The sequence below is a fragment of the Micromonospora sp. NPDC049089 genome, from assembly GCF_040648775.1.
In the GTDB taxonomy this organism is placed as follows: Bacteria; Actinomycetota; Actinomycetes; order Mycobacteriales; family Micromonosporaceae; genus Micromonospora.
The window spans coordinates 1-13,325 of record NZ_JBEZEH010000202.1 but is presented as its reverse complement, the minus strand read 5'-3'; the positions used below and the strand labels follow the sequence as shown (position 1 = coordinate 13,325).

Annotated in this window: 14 protein-coding genes; 6 read left to right on the top strand and 8 right to left on the bottom strand. The window is 71.2% G+C overall.

What is annotated here, in order from left to right; genetic code table 11:
• Nucleotides 1–68: 68 nt before the first annotated feature.
• Complete coding sequence (locus AB0B48_RS27265; protein WP_357206458.1) at nt 69–1,037, bottom strand: Gfo/Idh/MocA family oxidoreductase; 969 nt, start codon at nt 1,035–1,037, stop codon at nt 69–71.
• 265 nt (nt 1,038–1,302) lie between these two features.
• Here AB0B48_RS27265 and AB0B48_RS27260 point away from each other — a divergent pair, with 265 nt between their 5' ends.
• A complete protein-coding gene (locus AB0B48_RS27260; protein WP_355005821.1) occupies nt 1,303–2,136 on the top strand; it encodes an NUDIX hydrolase in 834 nt (277 codons plus the stop codon).
• Between the two features lie 207 nt (nt 2,137–2,343).
• On the opposite strand, the gene pstB is transcribed toward AB0B48_RS27260, so the two are convergent.
• From pstB to AB0B48_RS27225, 7 genes are all read right to left on the bottom strand, one after another.
• A complete protein-coding gene (gene pstB, locus AB0B48_RS27255) occupies nt 2,344–3,120 on the bottom strand; it encodes a phosphate ABC transporter ATP-binding protein PstB (RefSeq protein ID WP_112584183.1) in 777 nt (258 codons plus the stop codon).
• Nucleotides 3,121–3,137: 17 nt separating this feature from the next.
• Nucleotides 3,138–4,226: a phosphate ABC transporter permease PstA gene (gene pstA, locus AB0B48_RS27250; protein ID WP_357206456.1), complete on the bottom strand. Its 1,089-nt coding sequence runs from the start codon at nt 4,224–4,226 to the stop codon at nt 3,138–3,140.
• The gene (gene pstC / locus AB0B48_RS27245; protein ID WP_355005819.1) at nt 4,223–5,314 is read right to left on the bottom strand and encodes a phosphate ABC transporter permease subunit PstC; all 1,092 of its coding nucleotides are present in this window, start codon (nt 5,312–5,314) and stop codon (nt 4,223–4,225) included. The genes pstA and pstC overlap by 4 nt, the downstream gene beginning before the upstream one ends.
• A 38-nt stretch (nt 5,315–5,352) precedes the next feature.
• Entirely contained in the window at nt 5,353–6,459 is a 1,107-nt protein-coding gene (gene pstS, locus AB0B48_RS27240; RefSeq protein ID WP_355005818.1) for a phosphate ABC transporter substrate-binding protein PstS, read from the bottom strand.
• A 291-nt stretch (nt 6,460–6,750) separates the two neighbouring features.
• The gene (gene mshD / locus AB0B48_RS27235; RefSeq protein WP_357206454.1) at nt 6,751–7,677 is read right to left on the bottom strand and encodes a mycothiol synthase; all 927 of its coding nucleotides are present in this window, start codon (nt 7,675–7,677) and stop codon (nt 6,751–6,753) included.
• 58 nt (nt 7,678–7,735) lie between these two features.
• Nucleotides 7,736–8,536 carry a polysaccharide deacetylase family protein gene (locus AB0B48_RS27230; protein ID WP_357206459.1) on the bottom strand — a complete coding sequence of 267 codons (801 nt, stop codon included), beginning with the start codon at nt 8,534–8,536 and terminating at the stop codon, nt 7,736–7,738.
• Nucleotides 8,537–8,768: 232 nt separating this feature from the next.
• Nucleotides 8,769–9,488 carry a response regulator transcription factor gene (locus AB0B48_RS27225; RefSeq protein WP_184188346.1) on the bottom strand — a complete coding sequence of 240 codons (720 nt, stop codon included), beginning with the start codon at nt 9,486–9,488 and terminating at the stop codon, nt 8,769–8,771.
• A 241-nt stretch (nt 9,489–9,729) separates the two neighbouring features.
• Between AB0B48_RS27225 and AB0B48_RS27220 the strand changes: the two genes are divergently transcribed.
• The 5 genes from AB0B48_RS27220 (at nt 9,730) to AB0B48_RS27200 (ending at nt 13,242) form a co-directional block, all read left to right on the top strand.
• Entirely contained in the window at nt 9,730–10,788 is a 1,059-nt protein-coding gene (locus AB0B48_RS27220) for a hypothetical protein (protein ID WP_357206452.1), read from the top strand.
• A gap of 104 nt (nt 10,789–10,892) precedes the next feature.
• Nucleotides 10,893–11,681, top strand: a complete 789-nt coding sequence (locus AB0B48_RS27215) for a DUF2993 domain-containing protein (protein ID WP_355005815.1) — start codon at nt 10,893–10,895, stop codon at nt 11,679–11,681.
• A 105-nt stretch (nt 11,682–11,786) separates the two neighbouring features.
• Nucleotides 11,787–11,864 carry an Ms5788A family Cys-rich leader peptide gene (locus tag AB0B48_RS27210; RefSeq protein ID WP_310503780.1) on the top strand — a complete coding sequence of 26 codons (78 nt, stop codon included), beginning with the start codon at nt 11,787–11,789 and terminating at the stop codon, nt 11,862–11,864.
• Nucleotides 11,865–12,070: 206 nt separating this feature from the next.
• Nucleotides 12,071–12,919 carry a sulfurtransferase gene (locus AB0B48_RS27205; protein WP_355005814.1) on the top strand — a complete coding sequence of 283 codons (849 nt, stop codon included), beginning with the start codon at nt 12,071–12,073 and terminating at the stop codon, nt 12,917–12,919.
• Between the two features lie 2 nt (nt 12,920–12,921).
• A complete protein-coding gene (locus tag AB0B48_RS27200; RefSeq protein WP_355005813.1) occupies nt 12,922–13,242 on the top strand; it encodes a DUF1416 domain-containing protein in 321 nt (106 codons plus the stop codon).
• The last annotated feature ends 83 nt before the right edge of the window (nt 13,243–13,325 follow it).

The window sequence follows — 13,325 nt, the reverse complement described above, 5'->3', positions numbered from 1 at the left end:
CTCTTCGGCTGAGTCACCGGACGGGCCCCCGGCCCCGGTTCAGCCGTGGCCGGGGGCCCTTCCGCTGTTCAGACGTAGCGCACGCCGATCTGCTCGCGGACCGTGTCCAGCAGCCTCATCACCTCGAGGGTCGTGGCGTGCGGCACCACCGGACTCTCGGTCAGCCCGGCGGCCAGGCAGCGCTGCACCTCGATCGCCTCGTACTGGTAGCCGTTGCCGGCCCCGTCGGCGACGAGCGTCTCCGGCTCCGCGCCGGCCCGGTGCACTGTCACCGAACCCGGCCGGAAGAACGGCTCGGGCAGGTCGATCCGCCCCGTGGTGCCGGTGATCGAGGCGGTCTGCCCGCTCAGCCCGACCATGCCGCAGCTCAGGGTCGCCAGGGCTCCGGTGTCGTAGCCGAACAGCATGCCGGTGTTCTCGTCCGTCCCCTCCGGGCCGAGCTGCGCCCAGGACCTGATGTGCTGCGGCACCCCGAGCAGCAGGTGGGCCAGGCTGATCGGGTAGATCCCCAGGTCGAGCAGGGCGCCCCCGCCCAGCGCCGCGTTGCGCATCCGGTGCTCCGGCGGGAACGGCCCGGCCACCCCGAAGTCGGCCCGGACGCCGGTCACCGTGCCGATCGCCCCGTCCGCGATCAGCTCGACGACCCGCAGGATCATCGGATTCAGCCGCATCCACATGGCCTCCATCAGGAAGACCCCGGCGGCGCGGGCGGTCTCCACCAACTCGGTGCTGGTGGCCAGGTCGAGGGTGAACGGCTTCTCCAACAGCACCGCCCGACCGGCGGTGAGGCAGGTCATCGCCGCCTCGTAGTGCGCGGAGTGCGGGGTCGCCACGTAGATCGCGTCCACCTCCGGGTCGGCGGCCAGCTCCACCCAGGAGCCGTAGGCGCGCTTCGCGCCGTACGTGTCGGCGAAGCGCTGTGCGCTCTCCGCGGCGCGGGAACCGACCGCGACCAACTCGGCGTCCGGCACCAGCCGGAGGTCTTCGGCGAAACGGCTGGCGATGTGGCCGGTGGCCAGGATGCCCCAACGAGTCATGCCGGAACGCTAGCCCAGCCAGGTGAACCGCCCGCTGCCCGGCCTGCGACGCGACCACATCCCGGCCCGGCGCTTCCGGGCCTGACGCCGTGATGAGCGTGATGACTCAGAGGCATATTGATGTCTCAGGGTCATCACGCTCGAATCGCCGACCGCGCCGACCGCGCCGACCGCGCCGACCGCGCCGACCGCGCCGACCGCGCCGACCGCGCCGACCGCCCAGCGCGCGGCCGGCGTTCCCCAGGCGGGAACTAGGCTCGCGGGCATGACGATCGACAGTGACGGCTTTCCCGCCCCGGCCGCCCTGGTCGAGCACGCCCGCCGGTTCCAGGCCGAGGGCGGCACCCCGGCGACGCCGCGGGTCGCGGCCACCGTGTTGCTGCTGCGTCCGACCGACGCCGACTTCGAGGTGTACGTCATCCGTCGGGTCGCCGCGATGACCTTCGGCGGGATGTACGCCTTCCCCGGAGGCGGGGTGGACCGCTCCGACTCGGAGGCGCACCTGGACTGGGCCGGCCCGACGCCGGGCGAGTGGGCGGACCGTCTCGGAGTGGCCCCGGAGGCCGCGCAGGCGGTGGTCTGCGCGGCAGCGCGGGAGGTCTTCGAGGAGGCCGGTGTGCTGCTCGCGGGCCCGGACCGGGAGACCGTGGTGGGCGACGTCAGCGGCGACGACTGGGAGGCGGCCCGACAGGACCTGGAGGGACGCCGGCTGGGCTTCGCGGCGCTGCTCGCCGACCGTCAGCTCACGCTTCGGTCGGACCTGCTGCTGCCCTGGAGTCGGTGGATCACTCCCGAGTTCGAGCCGCGCCGCTTCGACACGTACTTCTTCGTCGCCCTGTTGCCGGCGGGCCAGCGGACCCGCGACGTCTCCGGCGAGGCCGACCACACCCTGTGGATCCGCCCGGCGGACGCGCTGGCCCGCGCGCAGGCCGGCGAGCTGACGATGCTGCCACCGACCCTGGTCACGCTGGCCCAGGTGGCGGCTGCCGGTGACCTGGCCGGGGTGGCGCGGGCGGCGGCCGATCGGGACGCCGTCACTCCGGTCATCCCGCGCCTGGACCTGCCCCCGGACGGTGAACCCCGCTTCGTCCTGGGCTGAGCCCACACACCGTGCCGCAGTCCCGGCCCGGCCCCGTTCGTTGTCTGCGCGCCCTCGATGCCCGCCACCGCGACCCTGGGACGGGGCCGGCGGCGTGATGGCCCGGCCGCACTACGCGGCCGGCCGGCCGGCGGGGCGGTGTCGGCGGCGGACATGGCACCGGCGCCACGCCGGGAGGCGGGGCGCCGGTGACCGGACGAGGTCGGCTCAGCCGAAGCGGCCGGTGATGTAGTCCTCGGTCTTCTTCACGCTCGGGTTGCTGAAGATCTTCTGGGTGTTGTCGTACTCGATCAGCCGGCCCGGGTCGCCGGTCTTCTCGATCGAGAAGAAGGCGGTCCGGTCCGAGACACGCGCTGCCTGCTGCATGTTGTGCGTCACGATGATGATCGTGAACTTGTCCTTGAGCTGGAACATCAGGTCCTCAATCGCCAGCGTGGAGATCGGGTCCAGGGCGGAGCACGGCTCGTCCATCAGGACGACCTGCGGCTCGACCGCGATGGTCCGGGCGATGCAGAGCCGCTGCTGCTGACCGCCGGAGAGGCCCGCGCCGGGCTTGCCCAGCCGGTCCTTGACCTCGCCCCACAGGTTCGCGGCGCGTAGGGCCTTCTCGGCCGCGTCCTCCAGGATCGACTTCTTGCGGACCCCGTTGAGCTTCAGCCCGGCCACCACGTTCTCGAAGATGCTCATGGTGGGGAACGGGTTCGGCCGCTGGAAGACCATGCCGATGGTGCGCCGGACCGCTGTGACGTCCACGTCCCGGTCGTAGATGTCCTGGTCGTCGATGGTCAGGCTGCCCTCGACCCGGGCTCCCGGCAGCACCTCGTGCATCCGGTTGATCGACCGCAGGAACGTCGACTTGCCGCAACCGGACGGCCCGATGAGAGCGGTGACCGTCTTCGGCTCGACCGTCAGGTTGATGTTCTCGATCGCCTTGAAGCCGCCGTAGTACGCGGTGACGTTCGAGGCGGAGACGCGCTTGGCCATGGTGGTACCTCCGGGGTTCATCGGCTGAGCCTGTTGCGACGGGCCAGCAGCTTCGCCGCGATCGTCAGGATGAGCACGAGGGCGACCAGGGTGAGTGCAGCGGTCCACGCCCGTGCCGGGGCGTACTTCGACGCGTCGCCGGCCTGCTGGTAGACGAAGAGGGACAGCGACGACTGGTTGTTCTCGAAGGGGTTGGTGTTGATCGCGGCCCCACCGCCGGCGACCAGCAGCACCGGGGCGGTCTCGCCGGCCGCGCGGGCGATGGCGAGCATGACGCCGGTGACGATGCCGGGCAGCGCCGTCGGCAGGACCACCCGCAGGATGGTCTTCCACTTGGGTACGCCGAGCGCGTACGCGCCCTCGCGCAGTGGCGCCGGTACGAGGCGGAGCATCTCCTCGGTGGACCGGACGATGGTGGGCAGCATGAGCACGCTCAGCGCGAGCGCGGCGGCGAAGCCGGAGAAGCTGGGCCGACCGTCGTTGAACCACGGCGACACGATGAGCACCCAGAACGCCAGCACGAAGAGACCGGAGACGATCGACGGGATGCCGGTCATCACGTCCACGAAGAACCGGATCGCGAAGGCGAACTTGCCCCGCCCGTACTCGACGATGTAGATCGCGCAGAGAACGCCGAGCGGGACGGTGATCAGGGTGGCGATGCCGACCTGCTCCAGCGTGCCGACGATCGCGTGGTACGCGCCGCCGTTGGCGTCCCGGGCCCCGATGTTGTTCATCGAGGTCTGGAAGAAGTTGACGTCGAGTCGGTCGGCACCCTTGCTGACCAGCGTCCAGACCACCGACACGAGCGGCAGCACCGCCAGCACGAAGGCGGAGTGGATCAGTGCGCTCCAGGTGCGGTTGCGGGCCGATCGGCGTCCTTCGACCGCGTTGGCGGCGGCGAAGAGCCCGACCAGGTAGAGGATCGCGCCGAGGACGACCACGAGGACCGGGCCGCCGATGCTGGTGCCGTAGACGACCACGGCGGAGAGCGCCAGGGCCGCCACGGCGATGGCCGGGGCGGCGTACCAGGGAAGTCGCTTTGCCCGCAGCGAGTCGGGCTGGGCCGGCGGCCGGGTGCGGTGGGAGGTGGCGGTTGTGGTCATGCGGCCGACTCCGTGAACTCCCGGCGGCGGTAGATGATCGCCCGCGCCGTGATGTTGACGATCAGCGTGATGGTGAACAGCACCAGACCGGAGGCGATGAGCGCTCCCCGGCCGGTCTCGTTCGCCTCGCCGAACGCGTTGGCGATGTTGGCGGCGATGGTGTTGCCGCCGTTCTGGATCAGGTTGAACGAGATGCCGAAGGTGATGCCGAGGGTCAGCGCCAGGGCGATGGTCTCGCCGAGCGCACGACCGAGGCCGAGCATCATCGCGGCGATGATGCCGGGACGGCCGTAGGGGAGCACCGCGGTGCGGAGCATCTCCCAGCGGGTGGCGCCCAGGGCGAGGGCGGCCTCCTCGTTCGCCGTCGGCGTCTGGAGGAACACCTCGCGGGAGAGCGAGGTGATGATCGGCAGCACCATGATCGCGAGCACCAGGGCACCGAGCATGACGGACGCCCCGAAGGGGCCGTCGCCACCGAAGAGCGGGATCCAGCCGAAGTGCTGGTTCAGCCAGACCGAGAAGTCCCGGACGGGGCTGCTGAAGACGTCCCGCCCCCAGAGGCCGAAGACCACGCTCGGTACGGCGGCCAGCAGGTCGACCAGGAAGCCGAGCGCGGTGCCCAACCGGCGCGGCGCGTAGTGCGAGAGGTAGAGCGCGATGCCGAGCGCCACCGGCACCGCGATGAGTAGTGCGAGGGCCGAGCTGAGCACGGTGCCGAAGGCCAGCGCACCGATGCCGAACTTCGGCTCGGTGTCGTTGGGGGACCAGCCCTCGTAGGACCAGAAGTTCTCGGTGTTGGCGCGTAGGGCCGGCACCGCCTTGGCGACCAGGAAGATCGCGATGGCGGCGATGATGACCAGAACGGCGGTGCCGGCGGCCAGAGTGAGGCCGCGGAAGGCCCGCTCGGCGCCGAACTTACGGCTGCGCGGCAGCGCGCCGCCGCCGCCCAGCCCGGTGCCGCCCGGGGAACGGGTGCTGACTGGTGCCTCGGCCACACGCGCCGAGGCACCGGCGGGCCACTCGTGACTCTGGGTCACGCGCGTCCCGCCGGTGCCGGCGTCGGCCGAGCGGTGAGGGGTTTCACCCATCTGCTCGCTCGATTCGGTTGCGGAGGTGTGGAATCGGGTCAGGAGAGGTTCTTGACCGCGGTCTCGACCTTGGTGCGGACCGTCTCCGGCAGCGGGGCGTAGCCCAGCTCGGTGAGAGAGGCCTGGCCCTCGGCACTGGCGGCGTGGCCCAGCAGGCCCTTGACCAGCTTCAGCTTGTCGGCCGCGAGGCCCTTGCTGCAGACGATCTCGTACGTGGCCAGGACGATCGGGTAGGCCCCGGCCTCCTTGGTGTTGTAGTCGATCTTCAGCTTGAGGTCGTCGCCCTGCCCCTCGATGGCAGCGCCCGCGATGGTCTTGCCGGCCGCCTCGGCGGTCAGCGCGGCGAACTCGCCGTTGCCGTTGCCGATCTTCGACATCTTCAGACCGGCGTTCTCGGCGAACGACCACTCCATGTAGCCGATGGAGCCGTCGGCGCCCTTGACCCGGCTGGCCACGCCGTCCGAGCCCTTGGCGCCGGTGCCGCCCGGGGCCTTCCACGCCTTGGCGTTGCCCAGGGTCCAGTCGCTCTCAGCGGTCTTCGAGAGGTACTTGGTGAAGTTGTCGGTGGTGCCCGACTCGTCCGAACGGTGGACGGTCTGGATCGTGGTCGCCGGGAGCTTGGCTTCCGGGTTGTCGGCCTTGATCGTGGCGTCGTCCCACTTGGTGACCTTGCCAGCGAAGATCTTCGCCAGGGTGGCCGGCTTGAGCTGGAGGTTGTCCACGCCGCTGACGTTGTAGGCGACGGCCACCGGGCCGATCACCATCGGCAGGTGGATGGCCTTGCCACCGACACACTTGGCGTCCGCCTGCGGCTGCTCCTCCGGCTTGAGCGCGGAGTCGGAGCCGGCGAAGTCGGCGGTCCCGGCGATGAACGCCTGGATGCCGGCGCCCGAGCCGGAAGCCTCGTAGTTGATCGTGGTGCCCTGGCACTTCTGCTGGTACGCCTTGATCCACTCGGCCATGGCGTTCTTCTGCGCCGACGAGCCCTGGGCGTTCAGCGTGCCGGTAGCGCAGTCGACCGCGGCGGCCGAGCCCGAGGCGCTCGCGCCGGAGGCGGGCTCGTTGTTGTCCGAGCCGCATGCACTGAGGCCGAGCGTCGCGGCAAGAGCGAGGCAGGCAATAGTGCCGTACCGCTGGAGCTTCACCTGAGGGGTTTCCCTTCGCGTCTGACTTGGCGCCCCGATCCCGGGGCCCGAGGACCGGCACTGACCGGCTGACACGAAAGTTAGAAGTGCCAGGTAGCCGGTTCGCCGGTCGCAAGTGAACGCAAGGTGAACACGTACGGCCCCTGAGATGACCGCTTGCTGAGGGTGAGTTGTCCGTTAAGTGAACCCGGATACACCTGTCGGAAGTATGGCCATATTTCTGGTTCGGCGTTATCCCGCCGACGCTCGCCCGTTACCCATCGGTGACGCGCTCGGAGCGACGGCCGACGGTCAGCCCAGGTGGTAGTTGATGTGCGCGGACCACCGGGCGAAGCCCAGCCGCTCGTAGAGCGCGACGGCCCCGGTGTTCGAGTCGTCCACGAAGAGCATCACCCGGTCGAGGCCACGCTTGTCCCGCAGGTGTGCCAACCCGGCGGTGGTCAGGGCCCGGCCCAGCCCGCCACCGTGCGCGGTCGGCTCGACCCCCAGGACGTACACCTCGCCGATCCGGGCCGACCCCGGCCGCTCGTGCACCTTGGTCCAGTGGAAACCGAGCAGTCGGCCGGTCGCGGTCTCTTCGGCGAGCAGGAAGCCTGCCGGATCGAACCACGGCTCGGCGAGGCGGACCCGTAGGTCGTCCGACGTCCACCGGCCCTGTTCGGGGTGCTCGGCGAAGGCCCGTGCGTTGAGGGCCAACCAGGCCGCGTCGTCCGCCCCGGGCCGGAACGCGCGCAGCGCCACCCCGTCGGGCAGGCGCGGTTCACCCAGCGGGGCCGCCAACGGCCGGCGCAGCTGCCAGAGCACCCGGGCGCGGGCGAAGCCGAGGTCGACGGCGAGCGCGGCGGCCGAGGGGTGGTCGCCGTGCGCCCACGCCCGCAGCGGCCCGGTGGCCGAGGCGAGTACGCCCCGGGCGAGCGCCCGCCCGGTGCCCCGCCGCCGGTACGCGGGGTGCACGACCAGCTCCACCCCGATTCCACCGACCGGGTCGGTGGTGTCCAGGTGTGCGTACCCGGTGAGGGTGCCGTCGTCGGCGCGGGCGATCAGATGCACGGCGGGGGCGTCGGGGTCGCGCAGCCGCAGCAGGACGTGTTCGTCGAGCGGGTCGGCTCCGTCCGTGTCACCTGCGGCGCCGGCGAGGGCGAGTACGTCGGCGATCTCCGCCGGCGCCAGCTGGTCGCTCCGGGTCACCTGGTCGCTGGTCGGCTCCGCGCTGCTCATCCCGCCACCGTATCCGTTGCGTGTCGTGACGCCCGGAGCGTCTCCGTAAAGCCCCGGCTCACGTCGGGTCGGTGGGGAGTGCCTCCAGCTCGAACCGGGCGGTCAGGTCGGGCAGGATGCGGCGCAGCGCGTCCATCGTTCCCTGCCGGTCCCCACCGGCGTCGTGCAGCAGCACCACCGAGCCCGGCGCGGCCTGGCTCAGCACCGTCGCGGTGATCTTGGTGGCGCCGGGTAGCTCCCAGTCCGACGGGTCCACCGACCAGTGCAGCGGGGTCATGCCGAGCTGCCGCGCCACCGACACCACCGGGTACGTCCACGCTCCGCCAGGCTGGCGGTACCAGACGATCGGCGCGTTCGGCACCGCCGCCCGGATCGCCGCGTTGGTGCGCAGAAGGTCGGAGCGGATCGCGTCGGCCGACCGGGTGCCCAGGCCGACGTCATGGTGCCAGGAGTGGTTGCACAGGGTGTGCCCGTCGTCCACGATCGACTGGATCAGGTCGGGGTGGTTCTGCGCGTTCTCGCCGACGACGCAGAACGTGGCGCGCACGTCGTATTCGCGCAGGAGGGCGAGGACCTGCGGCGTGTAGCGCGGGTCCGGCCCATCGTCGAAGGTCAGCGCGAGCCGCGGGGTGCCGGTGGTGGCGTGCGCGCCGAACAGGTTGTCGCCTCCGGCCACCCGTCCGGACCCGTCCTGGCCGGTCTCGGCCGGGCCGGTCTGGACCGCGCTCGCGCTGGCGCTCGGGGCTCCGCCCGGCTCGCCGACGCTGGGTTGGTCGGCGTAGTGCGGTCCGTCGGCGCTCGTGGTGACACCGGTGGAATGCCGAGGCGTCTGGTCGGGGACGAGGCTGCGGCCCAGCATGTACGCGGAGCCGAGCAGCCCCGCCACCACCAGCGTCACGATCCCCGCGGCCCGGGCGGTGGTGCTGCCCCGCGTCACGACTTCCGCCTGGTTTGCCGGTCACGCCGGCCCGTCGCCCCCGTGGTCAGTGCGCGCACCGTCGCCCCTTTCTCCGACAAACCCGGCAGTCAGAATAGAGCTGCCAAGCTGTGCAAAAAGGGCATATGGGAAATCGCCCGGAGCCGTCTCCGGATCAGACCGGCAGGGGCGCGTGCTCCGCCTCGGCAAGCGACCGCGACGGAGGCACGACGAACTTGTAGCCGACCTGGCGAACGGTGCCGATCATCGACTCGTACTCCGAGCCGAGCTTGGCGCGCAGTCGCCGGACGTGCACGTCCACCGTGCGGGTGCCGCCGAAGTAGTCGTAGCCCCAGACCTCGCGCAGGAGCTGGTCCCGGGTGAACACCCGGCCCGGGTGCTGGGCCAGGAACTTGAGCAGCTCGAACTCCTTGTAGGTGAGGTCGAGCGGACGGCCCTTGAGCTTGGCCGCGTAGGTGTCCGGGTCGATGGTCAACTCGCCCGCCCGGATCGAGCCACCCGCGCCAGCGGTCGCGTTGCTGAGCCGGCCCACGGCCAGCCGCAGCCGTGCCTCGACCTCGGCGGGGCCGGCCGAGGCGAGGATGACGTCGTCGACGCCCCAGTCGGCGTTGAGTGCGATCAGGCCGGCCTCGGTCACCACCGCGACCAACGGCACGCCGAGCCCGGTGGCGTGCAACATCCGGCAGGTCGCCCGGGCCTCGCTCAACTCCGATCGGGCATCCACCATCACCGCGTCGGGGCTGGGGCCCGCGACCAGTGTGCGAACGTCACGCGGCGCGGTGCGGACCGAGTGCGGTAGCAGGTCGAGCGCCGGCAGCACAGCCGACGGTTCTCCTGCGCGCGCGGTCACCAGCAGCAGGATCTCCACGATCACCTCCGTCCCGGCGGCGCGAGGCCGCACGCGACCAGTCGCACTCATCAAGGAGTGCGCTGAGAAATTGCGTGGTCCCGGCGTCGCTGACGGGCGGGTAACGCGTTGAGCCTAACCGATCGCCTCGGCCGCGCCGTCAGGCCATTTCCCGTTTGTCTAGCTTGCCCCTGATCGTGGCCCGGTTTTTAACGTCGCTGAAACCCTTGACCACCGCGTCGGGCCGTCGGTCTGGCACGATCGGGTCGTGTTTCCCTCCACCTCGCCCGAGGCCGGCCGCGAATCGTGGCCCGCCGGGCCCCAACCGGGTCCGGCCGCCGCAGCGACGCGCGGCCAACCGCCCGCGCCGCGTACCGGTCCGGCCACCACCGATGGCGACCGCCGCGAACGGGGTGGGCCGCGCCGTTCCCGCCGCTCCGGCGAGCCGGCCCGCCGATCCGAAGACGAGATCGACGAGCCGGAAGAGGAGGTCATTCCCCCGGTCGCGGTGCACCGTCAACTGGCGCTGACCATCGCCGGCTTCGCCGCCCTGCTCGGCGTCGGCCTGGTGCTCGGCGCGCAGACGTCGGGTCCCGGTCACCGGCTGCCGTTCGCCTTCATCATCTTCGGCGTCCAACTGCTCTTCGTGCTCGCCTGGACGATGGCGATGCGTCCGCCCGCGCTGTTGGTGGTCGCCGGGATCAGCGCCGTTGTCGCGGCGCTGGTCGACATCGCGGCGGTGCAGACCGACGTCGCCGGCCTGGCGCCGCTGGGTTACCTGGCCGCCGGTGGGTTCCTCGCCGCGGTGCTCGGCCAACTGGTTCGTCGCGTCGACCGGGTCCGGGTCACCGACTCCCTCGGTTCCACACTGCTCATCGTGGTCGGGGTGGTGGCTTTCGGCACCCTGATCGTGCTCAGCCGGATCCCGGCCGGCACCCAGGCGATCACCGTCTGCCTGACCGCGAGCGGTGTCGCGCTCACCGTGGCCCGGCTCACCGACGCCGTTCTGCCCTGGCCTCGGCTCGCACCGCAGGTGCCCCGGGGCGCCGCCGGCGTGGTGGCCGGCGCGATGGTCGGCACGCTGACCAGCGCCCTCCTCGGCAGCTACCTGGTGGCTCCCTTCACGCCGACCCGGGCCGCCGTGATCGGCCTGGTCGCGGCGGTCACCGCCGTCCTCTCCGACCTCGCCGTGGGGTACGCGGAGGCGGGCCGGTTGATGGCCGGTGAACCGCCCACGATGTGGGTGGCCCGGCACATGCAGGGCCCGCTCGGCGGCTTCGCCCTGGCGGCGCCCGCCGCGTACGCCATGTGCATGCTTCTCCTCTGAGTCGCGGTTGAGCACTTCGCCGGTCGGGTACCTACGGGTGCGCCGCCCTGCGGCGTCGGTATGAACGACCCGTCGCGGCGCGACGGGCGGAGACAGGAGGCGGCGTGGCGCAGGACTATCCGGTGGACCAGGCGCGACCCCGACGGCGTGGCCGCAAGCTGCTCATCGGGCTGTTCGTGCTGCTCCTGCTGCTGGCGGGGTTGCTGGTGGTCGCCGACCGGGTCGCGGTCGGGGTCGCCGAGCGGATGATCGCCGACCGTGTCCGTCAGGAGATCACCAAGCAGGGCGCGCAGTCCGCCGCTCCTGAGGTGGAGGTGGGCGGGACCCCGTTCCTCACCCAGGTGCTGGATGGCCGTTACCAGCGGATCACCATCAACCTGCGGGACGTGCAGGCCCCGGTCGAGGGCGAAGCCGTTCGGCTCCCGGTGCTCGACGTGACCGCCCGCAAGGTGCGAGCCTCGCTGGACACCCTGCGCACCGGCCAGGGTGACATCGTGGCGGACACCGTCAACGGCGCCGGCACGATCAGCTACGAGAGTCTGGCCGCGCTGCTGAAGCGCCCGGGTCTCACGCTCGGCGAGCAGAACGGCAAGCTCACCGTCACGGCCCCGGCCGACATCCTCGGTCAGAAGCTCACCATCAGCGGCACCGCCGACGTCACCGTCGCCGACAACGGCGCTGTCGCCCTGCGGTTCAACGACCTGGACGCCGCCGGTCTGCCGAACCTGCCGCTGGCCCGGGCCTTTCTGAGCAACTACGCCAAGAGCATCTCCATCGATGTTCCCCTGCCGGAGTTGCCGTTCCAGCTCGCGGTCCGCGAGGTCCGTCCACTGCCGGACGGGCTCGCGGTCACCGTCGACGCGAAGAACGTGCCGATCAACTCCGCTGGCTGACACCGGGGGCGCGGTGGGACGCCGGAGTCCCCGGCGATCCCGGCGATTCCCGGATGGTGGTCGGCCCAGTGGCAGCACGGTCACTGGCTGGTAAGCTCCCTGGCCATGGGGACCCACCTCACCAAACGGCGCGCGGTCGACCTGTGCCGCGTGGCCACCTGCCTGTGTCGCCCCGTCATCTGACGGCGGGGCTGTCTCCGGCCGCCTGACGGCGGCCACCGGCACAGGGTCCTCACACCCTCCGGTCATCCCACCGAACGCCCGGCAGCGGCGCCGTCGCACGAACCCGTGATCCCGTCCTTCCGCTGGGTCCCGCGCGTGGTGCGACAGTTGCATCCATCGATCTCCGCGCGTTGGCTCACCATCCATCCTCACCAGGGAGTGATTCGATGAGTCGCGACACCGCACTCGTTTCGGCCGAGTGGGCCGAGAAGAACCTCGACGCCCCGGGCGTCGTCTTCGTCGAGGTCGACGAGGACACCTCGGCCTACGAGACCGGCCACATCGCCGGCGCCATCAAGATTGACTGGAAGACGGACCTCCAGGACCAGGTCCGCCGGGACTTCGTCAACAAGTCGCAGTTCGAGGCGCTGCTCTCCGAGCGGGGCATCAGCAACGACGACGTCGTCGTCCTGTACGGCGGCAACAACAACTGGTTCGCCGCGTACGCCTACTGGTACTTCAAGCTCTACGGCCACCGGGACGTGAAGCTGCTCGACGGCGGCCGTAAGAAGTGGGAGCTGGACGCCCGTCCGCTCGTCACCGACGCGGTGTCCCGCCCGGCGACGCAGTACGTCGCGCAGGAGCCGGACACTTCGATCCGGGCGTTCCGCGACGAGGTCGTCGCGGCGATCGGCACCAAGAACCTGGTCGACGTGCGCAGCCCCGACGAGTTCGCCGGTCGCCTGCTCGCCCCCGCCCACCTGCCGCAGGAGCAGGCGCAGCGGGCCGGCCACATCCCCACCGCGATCAGCGTGCCGTGGTCCAAGGCGGCCAACGAGGACGGCACCTTCCGGTCCGACGACGAGCTGCGCAGGATCTACGGCGACGCGGGGCTCGACGACGGCAGGGAGACCATCGCGTACTGCCGGATCGGTGAGCGCTCGTCGCACACCTGGTTCGTGCTCCAGGAGCTGCTGGGTCACCGCAACGTCAAGAACTACGACGGCTCCTGGACCGAGTACGGCTCGCTGGTCGGTGTGCCTGTCGCGCTCGGCGACGAACCCGGGGAGGCATGATCATGACTCTTCCCACCGCCGCGGGTTGCGCCGCACCGGACCAGGCTGCGCCGCTGCCGGCCAGCCTGGACCTGGAGAAGGAAACCGTGATCACCGGCATCGTCCGTTCCGCCGAGGCCGAGCCGGTGCCCGGCGCGTACGTCCGGCTGCTCGATTCGACCGGTGAGTTCACCGCCGAGGTGGTCACCTCGTCCGCCGGGCAGTTCCGGTTCTTCGCCGCACCGGGTTCCTGGACGCTGCGGGCGTTGTCCCGGCACGGCAACGGCGACACCGCCGTCACTGCCGGCCGAGGCGTCAACGAGGTTGCCGTCACCGTCGCCTGACCCACTGCTCTGATCGACCGGGGCCGGTCACCCTCCCGGGGGTGGCCGGCCCCGGTCGTTTGTCCTCGGCGTGCCGGCCCGCC

Excerpts from the sequence above, each read along its gene's own strand:
- AB0B48_RS27265 (WP_357206458.1), bottom strand. The coding sequence starts at position 1,037 with ATGACTCGTTGGGGCATCCTGGCCACCGGCCACATCGCCAGCCGTTTC.
- AB0B48_RS27260 (WP_355005821.1), top strand. The coding sequence starts at position 1,303 with ATGACGATCGACAGTGACGGCTTTCCCGCCCCGGCCGCCCTGGTCGAG.
- pstB (WP_112584183.1), bottom strand. The coding sequence starts at position 3,120 with ATGGCCAAGCGCGTCTCCGCCTCGAACGTCACCGCGTACTACGGCGGC.
- pstA (WP_357206456.1), bottom strand. The coding sequence starts at position 4,226 with ATGACCACAACCGCCACCTCCCACCGCACCCGGCCGCCGGCCCAGCCC.
- pstC (WP_355005819.1), bottom strand. The coding sequence starts at position 5,314 with ATGGGTGAAACCCCTCACCGCTCGGCCGACGCCGGCACCGGCGGGACG.
- mshD (WP_357206454.1), bottom strand. The coding sequence starts at position 7,677 with ATGAGCAGCGCGGAGCCGACCAGCGACCAGGTGACCCGGAGCGACCAG.
- AB0B48_RS27230 (WP_357206459.1), bottom strand. The coding sequence starts at position 8,536 with ATGCTGGGCCGCAGCCTCGTCCCCGACCAGACGCCTCGGCATTCCACC.
- AB0B48_RS27210 (WP_310503780.1), top strand. The coding sequence starts at position 11,787 with ATGGGGACCCACCTCACCAAACGGCGCGCGGTCGACCTGTGCCGCGTG.
- AB0B48_RS27205 (WP_355005814.1), top strand. The coding sequence starts at position 12,071 with ATGAGTCGCGACACCGCACTCGTTTCGGCCGAGTGGGCCGAGAAGAAC.
- AB0B48_RS27200 (WP_355005813.1), top strand. The coding sequence starts at position 12,922 with ATGACTCTTCCCACCGCCGCGGGTTGCGCCGCACCGGACCAGGCTGCG.